Origin of the sequence: Gordonia sp. 852002-50816_SCH5313054-c, from assembly GCF_001665925.1 — a bacterium.
Taxonomy (GTDB): Bacteria; Actinomycetota; Actinomycetes; order Mycobacteriales; family Mycobacteriaceae; genus Gordonia; species Gordonia jacobaea.
In genome coordinates this window covers 14,925-27,790 of the sequence record NZ_LZTE01000076.1, presented here as the reverse complement: position 1 = coordinate 27,790, position 12,866 = coordinate 14,925, and the positions used below count along the sequence as shown (strand labels likewise).

The window sequence follows — 12,866 nt, the reverse complement described above, 5'->3', positions numbered from 1 at the left end:
GGTGCTGGCGAAATGCCTAGGGCACCGGCGGCGAGAACCTATTCACTATCCACTTCGTGGAAGGCCCACCGCAGGTCACAGGAGAAATCCTGACGATCGGCGCTGCATGGGAACCGCTACGAGAAAGGTTGACGGTCAACCATGACCATGACTGACCCGATCGCAGACTTCTTGACACGTCTGCGTAACGCCAATTCGGCGTTCCATGACGAGGTGACCCTCCCGTCGTCGAAGCTCAAGGTGAACATCGCCGAGATCTTGAAGCGCGAGGGCTACATCACCGATTACCGCACCGAAGATGCGGAGGTCGGCAAGAACCTCGTCGTCTCCCTCAAGTACGGCCCCAGCCGTGAGCGCTCCATCGCAGGACTGCGCCGCGTGTCCAAGCCGGGCCTGCGGGTGTACGCAAAGTCCACCAACCTGCCCAAGGTCCTGGGCGGCCTCGGCGTGGCCATCATCTCCACGTCGTCCGGTCTGCTCACCGATCGCCAGGCAGCCAACCAGGGCGTGGGCGGCGAAGTCCTCGCCTACGTCTGGTAAGGGGAGGTAAGCACAATGTCGCGTATCGGTAAGAATCCGATCGAGATCCCCGCGGGCGTCACCGTCTCCATCGACGGACAGACGGTCACCGTGAAGGGACCCAAGGGCGAGCTGAGCCACGTTGTCACCAGCCCCATCCAGGTGGCGCAGGAAGACAACACCATCGTGGTGACCCGCCCCAACGACGAGCGTCGTAACCGTGCACTGCACGGTCTGAACCGCTCGCTGGTTGCCAACCTGGTCGACGGCGTGACCAAGGGCTACACCACGAAGATGGAAATCTTCGGTGTCGGCTACCGCGTCGCAGCCAAGGGTCGCGACCTCGAGTTCGCGCTCGGTTACAGCCATCCCGTGCCGATCGAGGCTCCCGAGGGCATCACTTTTGCCGTCGAGTCGCCCACCAAGTTCTCGGTGTCGGGTATCGACAAGCAGCAAGTCGGCCAGATCTCGGCGAACATCCGCCGCCTGCGTCGTCCCGACCCGTACAAGGGCAAGGGCATTCGCTACGAGGGTGAGCAGATCCGTCGCAAGGTCGGAAAGACGGGTAAGTAAGCCATGAGTGATACAGCAACCAAAACTGTCCGCAAGCCCATCGGCAAGGACGTGTCGACCCGTCGTCGCACCGCGACCGGAAATCGTCACTTCCGCCTTCGCAAGAAGGTCAGCGGAACGCCGCAGCGTCCGCGTCTGGCCGTCAAGCGCAGCAGCCGTCACATCCATGTGCAGCTGATCGACGACCTCGCGGGCAAGACCCTCGCAGCAGCGTCGACCATCGAGGCTGACGTGCGTGCATCCGGTGGCGACAAGTCGGCACAGGCCCGTCGCGTCGGCGAACTGATCGCCGCTCGCGCCAAGGCCGCAGGCGTCGAGGCCGTCGTCTTCGACCGTGGTGGCAAGGACTACCACGGCCGTATCGCCGCGCTCGCCGACGCCGCCCGTGAGGGAGGCCTGCAGTTCTGATGATGACCAGCAACAACAGCAAGACCAACATGACCGGAGGGAACCTCTGATGCCCGGACGTCAGCGTGACGGCGGAAACGGACCCGCCGGTAACGACAACAACAACCAGGGCGGCAACGACCGCCGCGGTGGCCGCGATCGTCGTAACGACCGCGGACGCGATCGTGACCAGGAGCGCAACCAGCTCGAGCGCGTCGTCACCATCAACCGTGTGTCCAAGGTGGTCAAGGGTGGACGTCGGTTCTCCTTCACCGCTCTCGTGGTCGTCGGCGACGGCCAGGGCATGGTCGGTGTCGGATACGGCAAGGCCAAGGAAGTTCCGGCCGCGATCCAGAAGGGCGTCGAAGAGGCTCGCAAGAACTTCTTCCGCGTTCCGCTGATCGCAGGCACCGTGACCCACCCGGTTCAGGGTGAGGCTGCTGCCGGTGTCGTGATGCTGCGTCCGGCAAGCCCCGGTACCGGTGTCATCGCCGGTGGCGCGGTGCGTGCCGTGCTCGAGTGCGCGGGCGTGCACGACGTGCTCGCCAAGAGCCTCGGCTCCGACAACGCGATCAACGTGGTCCACGCGACCGTGGCCGCACTGAAGATGCTGCAGCGTCCCGAAGAGGTCGCCGCACGTCGCGGTCTGCCGATCGAAGATGTGGCGCCGGCCGGTATGCTCCGGGCGCGCGCAGGCCAGGGAGTGTAAGACATGGCACAGCTGAAGATCACCCAGGTGAAGGGCACCATCGGTGCCAAGAGCAACCAGCGTGACAGCCTGCGGACCCTTGGACTCAGGGGCATCCGCCAGACCGTCACCCGCGAGGACACCCCGATCAACCGCGGTTTGATCAACGTGGTTGCACACCTCGTGACAGTCGAAGAGGTTTAAGAGCAATGACCATCAAACTCCATCACCTTCGCCCCGCTCCGGGCGCGAAGACCGATAAGACCCGTGTGGGTCGCGGTGAGGGGTCCAAGGGTAAGACCGCCGGTCGCGGCACCAAGGGCACCAAGGCACGCAAGAACGTGCCTGCAGCCTTCGAGGGCGGCCAGATGCCGATCCACATGCGGTTGCCGAAGCTCAAGGGCTTCACCAACCCCAACCGGGTCGAGTACCAGGTCGTCAACGTCGGCGACATCGCCAAGCTGTTCCCGCAGGGCGGCACCATCGGCGTCGACGAGCTCGTCGCTGCCGGTGCGGTTCGCAAGAACCAGCTGGTGAAGGTCCTCGGCGACGGTGAGCTGAGCGTCGCGGTCAACGTGACCGCGAATAAGTTCACGGCGTCGGCCAAGGAAAAGATCGCCGCTGCCGGTGGCAGCACCACTGAACTGTAAGAGTTCGTTTCTGACCACAGCGGACGGCAGCACTGTTCTGCCGTCCGCTGTGGTGCCAGCGGGCCGGTTCGTCGAGCTCATCGGGTGTGCGTGCACGTACAACGCGCGCCGGGTCGGGCGAGCGGGCTCCGAAAACTTCAGGTGGTGCGGTCCCGCAGAAGTGCCGGCCGTGGCTGCCGGTAGAGTTTCTGGGGTTGCCGCACAACGCAACCACCGATCAACGTCGATTGCCGAGCACGTGGGGGTGGGGTCCGTCTGGCCCCCGAACAACCCGAGCGTGGTCGTTCCTAGGAGGAGTTAGTGTTTTCCCCCCTCGTCGCGGCCATTCGGACGCCCGATCTGAGGAAGAAGATCCTCTTCGTCATCGGCATCATCGTGCTGTATCGCCTCGGCGCGACGGTCCCGTCGCCCGGCGTCGACTACAAGACCGTGCACGCGTGCATCGATCGCATCAACAGCGGTGGCGGCAACCAGGTCTACTCGCTGATCAACCTGTTCTCCGGTGGAGCGCTTCTGCAGCTCTCGGTGTTCGCGATCGGCATCATGCCCTACATCACCGCGAGCATCATCGTGCAGCTGCTCACCGTGGTCATCCCGCGGTTCGAGCAACTCCGTAAGGAGGGCCAGTCCGGTCAGGCCAAGATGACGCAGTACACCCGCTACCTCACCGTGGCGTTGGCACTGCTCCAGTCGACCGGCATCGTCGCCCTCGCCGACCGCGGCACACTGCTCCCGCAGGAGTGCGGCAACGTTCTCACCGATCAGTCGATCTTCGGTCTGTCGATCATCGTGCTCGTCATGACCGCAGGCGCCTGCCTCGTCATGTGGTTCGGTGAGCTGATCACCGAGCGCGGTATCGGCAACGGTATGTCGCTGCTGATCTTCGCGGGCATCGCTGCTCGCATCCCCGCCGAGGGTCGGGCGATCCTCACCAGCCGTGGCGGCCTGGTCTTCGGTCTCGTGTGTCTCGCGGCGCTGATCATCATCGCGGGCGTGGTCTTCATCGAGCAGGGCCAGCGTCGAATCCCGGTGCAGTACGCCAAGCGGATGGTCGGCCGGAAGATGTACGGCGGGTCGTCGACCTATCTGCCGCTCAAGGTCAACCAGGCCGGCGTCATCCCGGTGATCTTCGCGTCGTCGCTGTTGTATCTGCCGCAGTTGATCGTGCAGCTCACCAAGAGTGCCGACGGCACCGAGTCGGGCTGGCAGTCGTGGGTCTCGCGCTATCTCGCCGACCCGAGTAGCTGGGTGTACATCCTCGTCTACTTCGCCATGATCATCTTCTTCACGTACTTCTACGTCGCCGTCACCTTCAATCCCGAAGAGCGTGCCGACGACATGAAGAAGTACGGAGGATTCATCCCCGGTATCCGTCCCGGCCAGCCGACGGCTGATTACCTAGGCTACGTACTGAGCCGCATCACGCTCCCGGGCTCGATCTATCTGGGTATCATCGCTGTACTGCCCAACCTCTTCCTCGAGATCGGCAACAGCGGGGGAGTGCAGAACCTGCCATTTGGGGGCACGGCCGTGTTGATCATGGTCGGCGTGGGTCTGGACACGGTGAAGCAGATCAACAGTCAATTGATGCAACGCAAGTACGAAGGATTCTTGAAGTGAGACTTGTTTTTCTCGGCCCCCCCGGCGCTGGCAAAGGGACTCAGGCAGAACTGCTGTCGGAAACTCTTGGTATTCCGCACATCTCCACCGGCGACCTGTTCCGCGCCAACATCTCTGAGGGCACCGCGATCGGCATCGAGGCCAAGAAGTACCTCGACGCCGGCGACCTGGTTCCGCCGGAGATCACCGTCGACATGGTCCGCGCACGCCTCAGCGAGCCCGACGCGTCGAAGGGCTTCATCCTCGACGGCTTCCCCCGCTCGATCGAGCAGGCCGAAGCGCTCAACTCGATCCTCGCCGACCTGGACACCGAGCTCGACGCTGTTGTCTCATTCGTCGTCGACCCCGACGTCGTCGTGGATCGCATGCTCGCGCGCGGTCGCGCCGACGACACCGAAGACGTGATCCGTAACCGCATGGCGGTGTACGACAAAGAGACCGCGCCGCTGCTCGAGTACTACGGCGACCAGGTCAAGACCGTCGACGCCGTCGGCGAGGTCGACGAAGTCCACCAGCGAGTGCTGAGCGCGCTCGGCGTCAAGGTCTCCTAGAGTATCGATCCGCGATGAGGCTCCGTAAGACCAAACGTGTTCCGTTCCGCAGCCCTGGCGAGCTAGACGCCATGGCTGCGGCGGGAGCCGTTGTGGGGCAAGCACTCGTCGCGGTACGCGACGCCGCGAAGGTCGGGGTGAGCACCCTCGAACTCGACGAGGTGGCCGAGTCTGTGATCCGGGGCGCGGGTGCGGTCCCGTCGTTCAAGGGCTATCACGGGTTCACCGGCTCGATCTGCAGCTCCGTGAACGACGTTGTGGTGCACGGAATCCCGTCGTCGACCGTCGTGCTCGCCGAGGGAGATCTCGTCTCGATCGACTGCGGTGCCATTCTCGACGGCTGGCACGGCGACTCCGCGTGGACCTTCGGGGTTGGCGAACTCTCGCAGGCCGACCAGGACCTCTCGGACGCGACACGGCTGTCGATGGAGGCGGGCATCGCCGCAATGGTCGACGGCGCGCGCCTCACCGACATCTCGTACGCCATCGAGACCGGAACACGCAAGGCGGAGAAGACCTTTGGACGCGGCTTCGGGATCGTCGACGGTTACGGCGGCCACGGCATCGGACGCGAGATGCACCTCGATCCGTTCCTGCCGAATGAGGGTGATCCCGGCCACGGTCCGTTGTTGGTGATCGGCTCGACGCTGGCGATCGAGCCCATGCTCACGCTCGGTACCACCGAGACGACCGAACTTCCCGACGGCTGGACCGTCGTCACCGACGACGGCTCGCGCGCCGCCCACTGGGAGCACACCGTCGCGGTTACGGCTGACGGTCCGCGCATTCTGACGCAGCGCCCTGCCTGACTCTTCCGGCTGCCCGTTCTTCCGTCGCCCATCCTTTCCGGTTGCCCAGACGCGCGGTTTCCGCGCCTGTGGGCAACCGCAAGTAGGCGCGGGTTCAAGCGTGTTCACAGTCAATTCATGAGACGTGGTCCACGCGACACCTTCCGGACGTCGGCGGTCAATCATCTCGTTCGCCATCCGTAAGATCGGGGCTGAATACTGCCCGGGTGTCGTCAGTCAACGAGCGGGTGCTTCCGTCGTCGCGCGCCCGGTCGTGGCGTAGCTACGCGCTGTTCATCGCGCTCGTAGCGCCCAATCTGGTGCTGCTCGGAGTGTTCACGTATCGACCGCTCATCGAGAACATCCGAATGTCGTTCTACGACTGGAACATTTCGTCGCCCGGCGCCGACTTCATCGGGTTCTCGAACTACACCGAATGGTTCACACGCGCCGATACCTGGACCATCGTCGTCAACACCGTGGTCTTCACCGTCGTGGCGGTGGCGGGCAGTATGGCGCTGGGACTCGCGTTGGCGCTGTTGCTCGACCGCAAGCTGCGTGGCCGAAACCTGGTGCGGTCCATCGTGTTTGCGCCGTTTGTGCTCTCCGGTGCTGCGGTGGGTATCGCGTTTCAGTTCGTATTCGATCCGAGCTTCGGCTTGATCAACGACCTGATGCACCGGCTGCACCTCGGATCGGCGCCGGATTTCTACCAGCAACCGCACTGGGCTCTGTTCATGGTCACGGTGACCTACGTGTGGAAGAACCTGGGCTATGCGTTCGTGATCTACCTTGCCGCGTTGCAGGGTAAGCGAATCGACCTCGACGAGGCGGCAGCAATCGACGGGGCAAGCCGCTTCACCTACTTCCGTCGGGTTCTGCTGCCACAGCTTCGTCCGACGACGTTCTTCCTCTCGATCACCGTGCTGCTCAACTCATTACAGGTCTTCGACATCATCAACGTGATGACCCGCGGAGGCCCGCTCGGCAACGGCACCACGACGATGGTCTACCAGGTCTATGAAGAGACGTTCCGCAACTTCCGCGCCGGCTACGGAGCGACGGTTGCGACGATCATGTTCGTCGTGCTGCTCGTCGTCACCGTTGTGCAGGTACGCGTGATGGATCGGTCGCAGGCATGAGCGAGATCGTGATGGCGGAGTCGACGACGTCGGGTGACGCGGCGTCGACGACGAGTCCCGCTGGCCCCGACCAGCGCGCAAAGGCGTACGCGCGGCGCAGACGCGTTGCCACGGTGTTCGGTTACCTCGCGATGGTCGTCGTCGTGCTCCTGGTGGCGCTACCGCTCGTGTGGATCCTGTTGGCGTCGTTCAAGGATCGATCCGAGATCTACGTGCAGCCCGCCGTGTGGTGGCCGTCTGTGTGGCACCCGGAGAACTACAGCGAGGCGACGACGTCGGTTCCGTTCTGGGACTTCATGCGGAACTCGGTGATCGTGACCTCGATCCTGGGCGTCGTGAAGTTCGCACTCGGGGTGCTGAGTGCGTACGGGCTTGTGTTCCTACGGTTTCCGTTCAAGAACCTGGTGTTCATCGTGATCATCGCCGCGCTGATGGTGCCGAATCAGATCACGTCGATCACCAACTACGCGTTCATCGCACAGCTCGGGCTGCGCAATACGTTCCTCGGCATCATCCTGCCGCTCGCGGGCGTCGCATTCGGAACGTTCCTGATGCGCAACCACTTTCTGTCGATACCCCAGGAGATCATCGAAGCCGCACGCATGGACGGCGCCGGTCACTTCCGGCTACTGACCCGTGTGGTGTTGCCGCTGTCGATCCCGACAATGGTTGCCTTCGCACTCATCACGCTCGTCAACGAGTGGAACGAATACCTCTGGCCGTTCCTGATGGCCGACGACTACACCGTCGCCACGCTGCCCGTCGGGTTGACGCAGTTGCAGAACAACGACGGCCTGACCAACTGGGGGCCCGTGATGGCCGCGACGGTGCTCGCCATGCTCCCGATGCTCGTCGTCTTCCTGCTCCTGCAGCGCCACATGATCAGGGCCTGACCTCCGGGGCGGTGAAGGGGTGATCTCGACAGGCTCGATCAGCGGAGTCGGCTCGATCAGCGGGGGGGACGGCTCGATCAGCGGTGGGAGCTCGATCAGCGGCGCATTTCCGCTGGTTGAGCAGGCCGCGAGCGTAGCGAGCTGCCGTGTCGAAACCACGGTGCACTTCTGCGGTGGGGGCTCGATCGGCGGGGTGGGGTGATCTCGACAAGCTCGATCAGCGGTGGGAGCTCGATCGGTGGGCGGGAGCTCGATCAGCGGATAGGGCTCGATCAGCGGGGGTGTCGAAACCACCTGCGCGACAGACAGAGAACGACAAACAGTGGGGAACAGGAGCACACGAATGCACGAGTTGTCTCGCCGCGGTTTTCTCGCGGCTGGTGTCACGTTGGCGGCAGGCCTGGCGGTGTCGGCCTGCGCCGGGTCGGGGAGTTCAGAGGGGTCCGACGACGGGGGTGACGCCAACAACCTGACCTTCTGGTCGAACCACCCGGGCAAGTCGACGGCGGTCGAGAAGGAGTTGATCTCCCGCTTCGAGAAGGCCAATCCGGGGATCAAGGTCCAATTGGTCGACGCCGGAAAGAACTACGAGGAAGCGGCGCAGAAGTTCAACGCCGCGCTCTCGGGCGGGTCGCTGCCGGACATCATCATCCTGTCTGACGTGTGGTGGTTCAACTTCGCACTCATCGGTGCAATCGCGCCGCTCGACGACCTGTTCGGCAAGGCGGATGTCAACACCTCCGACTACGTCGATTCGCTTGTGGGCGACTACAAGTGGAACAACAAGACGTGGGCTCTGCCCTACGCGAGGTCGACACCGCTGTTCTACTACAACGCCGACGTCTGGAAGCAGGCGGGACTGCCTGCCCGCGGGCCGCAGAGCTGGCAGGAGTTCGACGAGTGGGGTCCGCGTATCCAGGGTGTCGTCGGTGGCGGTAAGCAGGCGCACGGCTGGGGCAATGCCGTCGACTACCTTGGCTGGACGTTCCAGGGTCCCACGTGGACTTTCGGTGGTGCTTACTCCGACGAGTGGGATCTGAAGTTCACCGATCCCAAGACGATCGCCGCCGCCAACTATCTGAGTGAGTCGATCAACACCAAGCGCTACGCGAAGATATCCAACGACATCGCAGGTGATTTCAGCGCCGGAATCATCGCCTCCACGGTGGCATCGACCGGCGACCTGTCGGGAATCACCAAGAATGCCAAGTTCAACTTCGGCACAGCGTTCCTGCCTGCGCCCGACGGCACGGTTGGTTGCCCGACGGGAGGTGCGGGCCTTGCGATCCCGGCGCGAATCTCCGACGCGCGAAAGGTCAACGCGCTGAAGTTCATCAACTTCATCACCGACACTGACAACACGGCGTACTTCTCGCAGAACGTCGGGTACATGCCGGTCCGGAAGTCGGCGCTGAACGACCCGTCGATGGTGGCCTTCCTCGACAAGAACCCCAACTTCAAGACGGCGATCGACCAGTTGCCGAAGACCAAGCCGCAGAACTACGCTCGCGTCTTTGTGCCCGGTGGCGACAAGATCATCGGTACGGGCTACGAGAAGATCGGCCTGCAGAACGCTGACGTCAACGACACCATGGCCGATGTGAACAAGCAGATCCAACAGATCTACGACACCCAGATCAAGCCGAAGTTGCCGAAATGATGAGCAGCACAATCGGTATCGGCCACGTCAACAGAGACTCGGCCATTATCGACGCAGTGGGAGCGTGACGTGGCGGTAGTGACATTCGACGGGGCGACGCGTCAGTTCAGTCCTGACGCGTCGCCCGCCGTCGACCATCTCGACCTCGAGGTGGCAGACGGAGAGTTCATGGTGCTCGTCGGGCCGTCGGGATGCGGCAAGTCGACGACGCTTCGTATGCTGGCTGGCCTCGAGTCGGTGGAAGCGGGTTCCATCAGCATCGACGGACAGGACGTCATCGGTCTCGAACCCAAATCCCGCGATGTGGCGATGGTGTTCCAGAACTACGCGCTGTACCCCAACATGACGGTCGCGCAGAACATGGGATTCGCGCTACGCAACGCCGGAATGTCGAAGAACGACACGGCAACCCGCGTGTCCGAGGTCGCCGCGATGCTCGAACTCGAGGAGCTGCTCGACCGCAAACCGTCGAAACTTTCCGGCGGCCAGCGTCAGCGAGTGGCGATGGGACGAGCAATTGTTCGGCGTCCCAAGGTCTTCTGCATGGACGAGCCGCTGTCGAACCTCGACGCCAAGCTGCGTGTGAGCACCCGCGCGCAGATCGCCGCACTACAGCGTGAATTGGGTACGACGACGCTCTACGTCACGCATGATCAGGTCGAGGCCATGACGATGGGCGATCGTGTCGCGGTGCTCCGCAAAGGTGTTCTGCAACAGGTGGGTAGCCCGCGCGAAATCTACGCGCGCCCGGCAAACACCTTCGTCGCCGGGTTCATGGGCTCACCTCAGATGTGTCTGATCGACGTCGACATCGACGCCGGCCGTGCGCATCTCGGCGACGCCGAGATCGCCGTTCCCCGTTCAGCGCCACAGCGGTTGGTGGTCGGGCTGCGGGCTGAATCGTGGCAGGTCACGGGTCCGGGGACGCTCGGTTCACTAACGGCGCGTATCGAATTGGTCGAGGAACTGGGGTCCGAGCAGTTCGTCTACTGCTCGGCCGACGTCGCCGTTCGAGACGGACGGATCGTCGTCCGTGCCGACCACAGGCACGAGTTCAAGGTCGGTGAATCGCTCGGCCTGATCCCGGATGCAGGCGAATTGCACTGGTTCGAAGGGGATTCGGGTATTCGTCTCTGAGTGGTCGACCACCTCAGCGGGCAGCGAGCGACGAGATCAGTGCGTCGATGGGCACCATGCCTATGTACTGACCGTTCTCGTCGCAGCACACGAGCGGGTCGAACCGCGTGTGCCTCGGCCGGGTCATGGCACGTCGCAACACTTCTCGTCGATCGGCGGCACGATTGACGCGCATTGTGTTGTGCCGAGCGACATCTCGCTCACCGCACCTGGCCGCGAGGTGGATCGGGCCTCGCTTGCGTCGAGCAGAGCTATTGCCGCGACCTCCGGGTTGGCGTCGAAGATCGTCCGCAACACGGCATCGTCGGAGTCGGCGGATGCCGTCTGGCCCGCTTCGATGAAGGGTGCCACGGTCTCTCTCGATTCGCACAGATCGCGCGTCCGCGTCTTGAGCAGCGGATCGATTCCAGTCATCGCCTCGGCCGGTCTTCCCAGCAGGTATCCCTGTCCGAGCGGCACCCCGAGCTGGCGCAACCGATGGAGGTCATCAGATGACTCGATGCCCTCGGCGATCAACCAGGCGTCGATTCTGCTGGTGAATTCGCCGAACATTTCGACGAGCGCCGACTTCGCCGGATCGCGGTGCAGGTCTGCCACAAGCGAACCGTCGAGCTTCACGAAATCGGGGTGCAGCGTCAGGATGTGGTGCATGCTCGCGTATCCCGCGCCTGCGTCGTCGACAGCGACGAATCCGCCGAGCTCGCGCACTCTCGCGATGGCAGCAGCAACCTGGTCGTAGTCGGTGACGATGGCGTGCTCGGTGAGCTCGAATACCATCCGGTCGAGCGGGCCGACCTCCAACAATTTCTGTATGGCATTGGAGAGCAACACCTCGGGGGAGATGTTCACCGTCAGAAAAGTCCGACGCGGCAGCGAGGCCCTTGTCGACAGTGCCTTTTCGAGGACGAGTGCACTGAGGTCGGCCTCTCGTCCGATGCGGGCAGCCGCCGCAAACCACTGATCGGGGCTGACACGCGGTTGCGCCGAGAACCTGCTCAGAGCTTCGTAGCCGACGACCCTCAACTGCGGTAGATGGGCGATGGGCTGGAATACGACCGTCGGGGCCTGAGCCGAATGGATCAGAGCATCCACTTCACGCTCTAGCTCCGACTCGACTCGCGCCCCCAAAGACTGTGTGTTGGCGCGGTCGGAGGAACTCATTGATCAACAATCACTTCACGGACACGAGCGACTGTTGTCGGGGACAGCTCATCGAGCCCGTGGTCGTCGGCGGCATGCGCGGCGACACGGTCGAGAATTTCGTCCTCGGTTGCCGCCTCGAACGTTGCCTCGCAATTCGGAATGACCGCACCACACCAGAAGCTCTTCATCACGTCCCTTTCTGATTGGTCGCAATTGAGAATTCTTCATGGGAGCCCGCGTCGTTACACGAGACGCGATCGGCACGGCTGTACAGGACCATCGACTCGCCCCGAACAAACCCGGCAAGGGTCAGCCCCTGCTGCTCGGCGAGGTCGGCGGCCAGCGACGACGGCGCCGAGACCGCCGACAACATCGGAATGCCTGCCATGATCGCCTTCTGCACCAGCTCGAAGCTTGCACGCCCGGACACCTGGAGGATCTGTCCGCGCAGGGGGAGCAGGTCGCGTGCCAACGCCCACCCGATGACCTTGTCGACGGCATTGTGGCGCCCGACATCCTCGCGGACCACACGCAGCTCACCGGTGCGACCGTCGAACAGAGCCGCCGCATGCAACCCGCCTGTCTTCGCGAAGACCTTCTGGTGCTCGCGAAGGCGGCCGGGTAGATCGAGCACGGCGTCGGCGTCGACGATCAGCGGATCGTCGGAGACGTCGAAACGCGAACGCGTCGTGACGGATTCGATGCTGTCCTTGCCGCAGACCCCGCAGGCACTCGAAATGGTGAAGTCGCGCGACAGAGACGAATCGGGCGACGCGACGCCAGGCGCAAGCGCGAGATCAAGCACGTTGTACAGGTTCACCCCATCGCTCCCGGCGCCGGCGCAGTAGCGGGCCGTGAGCAGGTCCTCCGCTCGAACCAGCACGCCCTCGGAGACGAGGAATCCCGACGCGAGTTCGACATCGTGTCCCGGGGTCCGCATCGTGACCGCGAGCCGTTCGCCGTTGACTCGCATCTCCAACGGCTCCTCGACGGCCAGCACGTCGACGCGCGGTGTTGCCTGCGCACCGCGACGGACGCGAGTAACGCGACGTCGTGCTGTGATCCGGCCCATGCAAACCACGGTATCCGGTGGTCGGCGACTCGCCCACCCGATC

At 63.5% G+C, this 12,866-nt stretch carries 15 protein-coding genes and 1 pseudogene; 13 read left to right on the top strand and 3 right to left on the bottom strand.

Features of this window, described 5'->3' with window-relative positions:
* Positions 1-141: 141 nt before the first annotated feature.
* From rpsH to A5788_RS20430, 13 genes and pseudogenes are all read left to right on the top strand, one after another.
* Positions 142-540, top strand: a complete 399-nt coding sequence (rpsH, locus tag A5788_RS20495; RefSeq protein WP_005170410.1) for a 30S ribosomal protein S8 — start codon at positions 142-144, stop codon at positions 538-540.
* Positions 541-555: 15 nt separating this feature from the next.
* Positions 556-1,092 carry a 50S ribosomal protein L6 gene (gene rplF, locus A5788_RS20490; protein ID WP_005208387.1) on the top strand — a complete coding sequence of 179 codons (537 nt, stop codon included), beginning with the start codon at positions 556-558 and terminating at the stop codon, positions 1,090-1,092.
* Positions 1,093-1,095: 3 nt separating this feature from the next.
* Positions 1,096-1,500, top strand: a complete 405-nt coding sequence (gene rplR, locus A5788_RS20485; protein ID WP_064862188.1) for a 50S ribosomal protein L18 — start codon at positions 1,096-1,098, stop codon at positions 1,498-1,500.
* Positions 1,501-1,549: 49 nt separating this feature from the next.
* Complete coding sequence (gene rpsE, locus A5788_RS20480; protein WP_064864741.1) at positions 1,550-2,188, top strand: 30S ribosomal protein S5; 639 nt, start codon at positions 1,550-1,552, stop codon at positions 2,186-2,188.
* Positions 2,189-2,191: 3 nt separating this feature from the next.
* On the top strand, positions 2,192-2,371 hold the full coding sequence (gene rpmD / locus A5788_RS20475; RefSeq protein WP_005208385.1) for a 50S ribosomal protein L30: 180 nt from the start codon (positions 2,192-2,194) through the stop codon (positions 2,369-2,371).
* 5 nt (positions 2,372-2,376) lie between these two features.
* Entirely contained in the window at positions 2,377-2,817 is a 441-nt protein-coding gene (gene rplO, locus A5788_RS20470) for a 50S ribosomal protein L15 (RefSeq protein WP_049698874.1), read from the top strand.
* A gap of 300 nt (positions 2,818-3,117) precedes the next feature.
* The gene (secY, locus tag A5788_RS20465; RefSeq protein WP_049698875.1) at positions 3,118-4,437 is read left to right on the top strand and encodes a preprotein translocase subunit SecY; all 1,320 of its coding nucleotides are present in this window, start codon (positions 3,118-3,120) and stop codon (positions 4,435-4,437) included.
* Positions 4,434-4,988: an adenylate kinase gene (locus A5788_RS20460; protein ID WP_064870716.1), complete on the top strand. Its 555-nt coding sequence runs from the start codon at positions 4,434-4,436 to the stop codon at positions 4,986-4,988. Before secY ends, A5788_RS20460 begins: the two co-directional genes overlap by 4 nt.
* Before the next feature lie 14 nt (positions 4,989-5,002).
* Entirely contained in the window at positions 5,003-5,797 is a 795-nt protein-coding gene (map, locus tag A5788_RS20455; protein ID WP_064870715.1) for a type I methionyl aminopeptidase, read from the top strand.
* Between the two features lie 206 nt (positions 5,798-6,003).
* The gene (locus tag A5788_RS20450; RefSeq protein ID WP_197494630.1) at positions 6,004-6,918 is read left to right on the top strand and encodes a carbohydrate ABC transporter permease; all 915 of its coding nucleotides are present in this window, start codon (positions 6,004-6,006) and stop codon (positions 6,916-6,918) included.
* Positions 6,915-7,834 (top strand): annotated as a pseudogene (locus A5788_RS20445) (carbohydrate ABC transporter permease). The gene A5788_RS20450 and the pseudogene A5788_RS20445 overlap by 4 nt, the downstream one beginning before the upstream one ends.
* A 320-nt stretch (positions 7,835-8,154) precedes the next feature.
* The gene (locus tag A5788_RS20435) at positions 8,155-9,471 is read left to right on the top strand and encodes an ABC transporter substrate-binding protein (RefSeq protein ID WP_049698878.1); all 1,317 of its coding nucleotides are present in this window, start codon (positions 8,155-8,157) and stop codon (positions 9,469-9,471) included.
* Positions 9,472-9,540: 69 nt separating this feature from the next.
* On the top strand, positions 9,541-10,608 hold the full coding sequence (locus A5788_RS20430; RefSeq protein ID WP_049698879.1) for an ABC transporter ATP-binding protein: 1,068 nt from the start codon (positions 9,541-9,543) through the stop codon (positions 10,606-10,608).
* A gap of 123 nt (positions 10,609-10,731) precedes the next feature.
* Here A5788_RS20430 and A5788_RS20425 read toward each other — a convergent pair whose 3' ends face one another.
* From A5788_RS20425 to fdhD, 3 genes are read right to left on the bottom strand one after another with little or no spacing between them, the layout of a single operon-like run.
* On the bottom strand, positions 10,732-11,769 hold the full coding sequence (locus A5788_RS20425) for an EAL domain-containing protein (protein WP_231894363.1): 1,038 nt from the start codon (positions 11,767-11,769) through the stop codon (positions 10,732-10,734).
* A complete protein-coding gene (locus A5788_RS20420; protein ID WP_064870713.1) occupies positions 11,766-11,939 on the bottom strand; it encodes a DUF1059 domain-containing protein in 174 nt (57 codons plus the stop codon). The genes A5788_RS20425 and A5788_RS20420 overlap by 4 nt, the downstream gene beginning before the upstream one ends.
* Positions 11,939-12,823: a formate dehydrogenase accessory sulfurtransferase FdhD gene (gene fdhD, locus A5788_RS20415; protein ID WP_049698880.1), complete on the bottom strand. Its 885-nt coding sequence runs from the start codon at positions 12,821-12,823 to the stop codon at positions 11,939-11,941. Before fdhD ends, A5788_RS20420 begins: the two co-directional genes overlap by 1 nt.
* Positions 12,824-12,866: the final 43 nt, after the last annotated feature.

Excerpts from the sequence above, each read along its gene's own strand:
- A5788_RS20435 (WP_049698878.1), top strand. The coding sequence starts at position 8,155 with ATGCACGAGTTGTCTCGCCGCGGTTTTCTCGCGGCTGGTGTCACGTTG.
- rplO (WP_049698874.1), top strand. The coding sequence starts at position 2,377 with ATGACCATCAAACTCCATCACCTTCGCCCCGCTCCGGGCGCGAAGACC.
- rpsE (WP_064864741.1), top strand. The coding sequence starts at position 1,550 with ATGCCCGGACGTCAGCGTGACGGCGGAAACGGACCCGCCGGTAACGAC.
- rpsH (WP_005170410.1), top strand. The coding sequence starts at position 142 with ATGACCATGACTGACCCGATCGCAGACTTCTTGACACGTCTGCGTAAC.
- map (WP_064870715.1), top strand. The coding sequence starts at position 5,003 with ATGAGGCTCCGTAAGACCAAACGTGTTCCGTTCCGCAGCCCTGGCGAG.
- fdhD (WP_049698880.1), bottom strand. The coding sequence starts at position 12,823 with ATGGGCCGGATCACAGCACGACGTCGCGTTACTCGCGTCCGTCGCGGT.
- rplR (WP_064862188.1), top strand. The coding sequence starts at position 1,096 with ATGAGTGATACAGCAACCAAAACTGTCCGCAAGCCCATCGGCAAGGAC.
- rpmD (WP_005208385.1), top strand. The coding sequence starts at position 2,192 with ATGGCACAGCTGAAGATCACCCAGGTGAAGGGCACCATCGGTGCCAAG.
- rplF (WP_005208387.1), top strand. The coding sequence starts at position 556 with ATGTCGCGTATCGGTAAGAATCCGATCGAGATCCCCGCGGGCGTCACC.
- A5788_RS20425 (WP_231894363.1), bottom strand. The coding sequence starts at position 11,769 with ATGAGTTCCTCCGACCGCGCCAACACACAGTCTTTGGGGGCGCGAGTC.
- A5788_RS20420 (WP_064870713.1), bottom strand. The coding sequence starts at position 11,939 with ATGAAGAGCTTCTGGTGTGGTGCGGTCATTCCGAATTGCGAGGCAACG.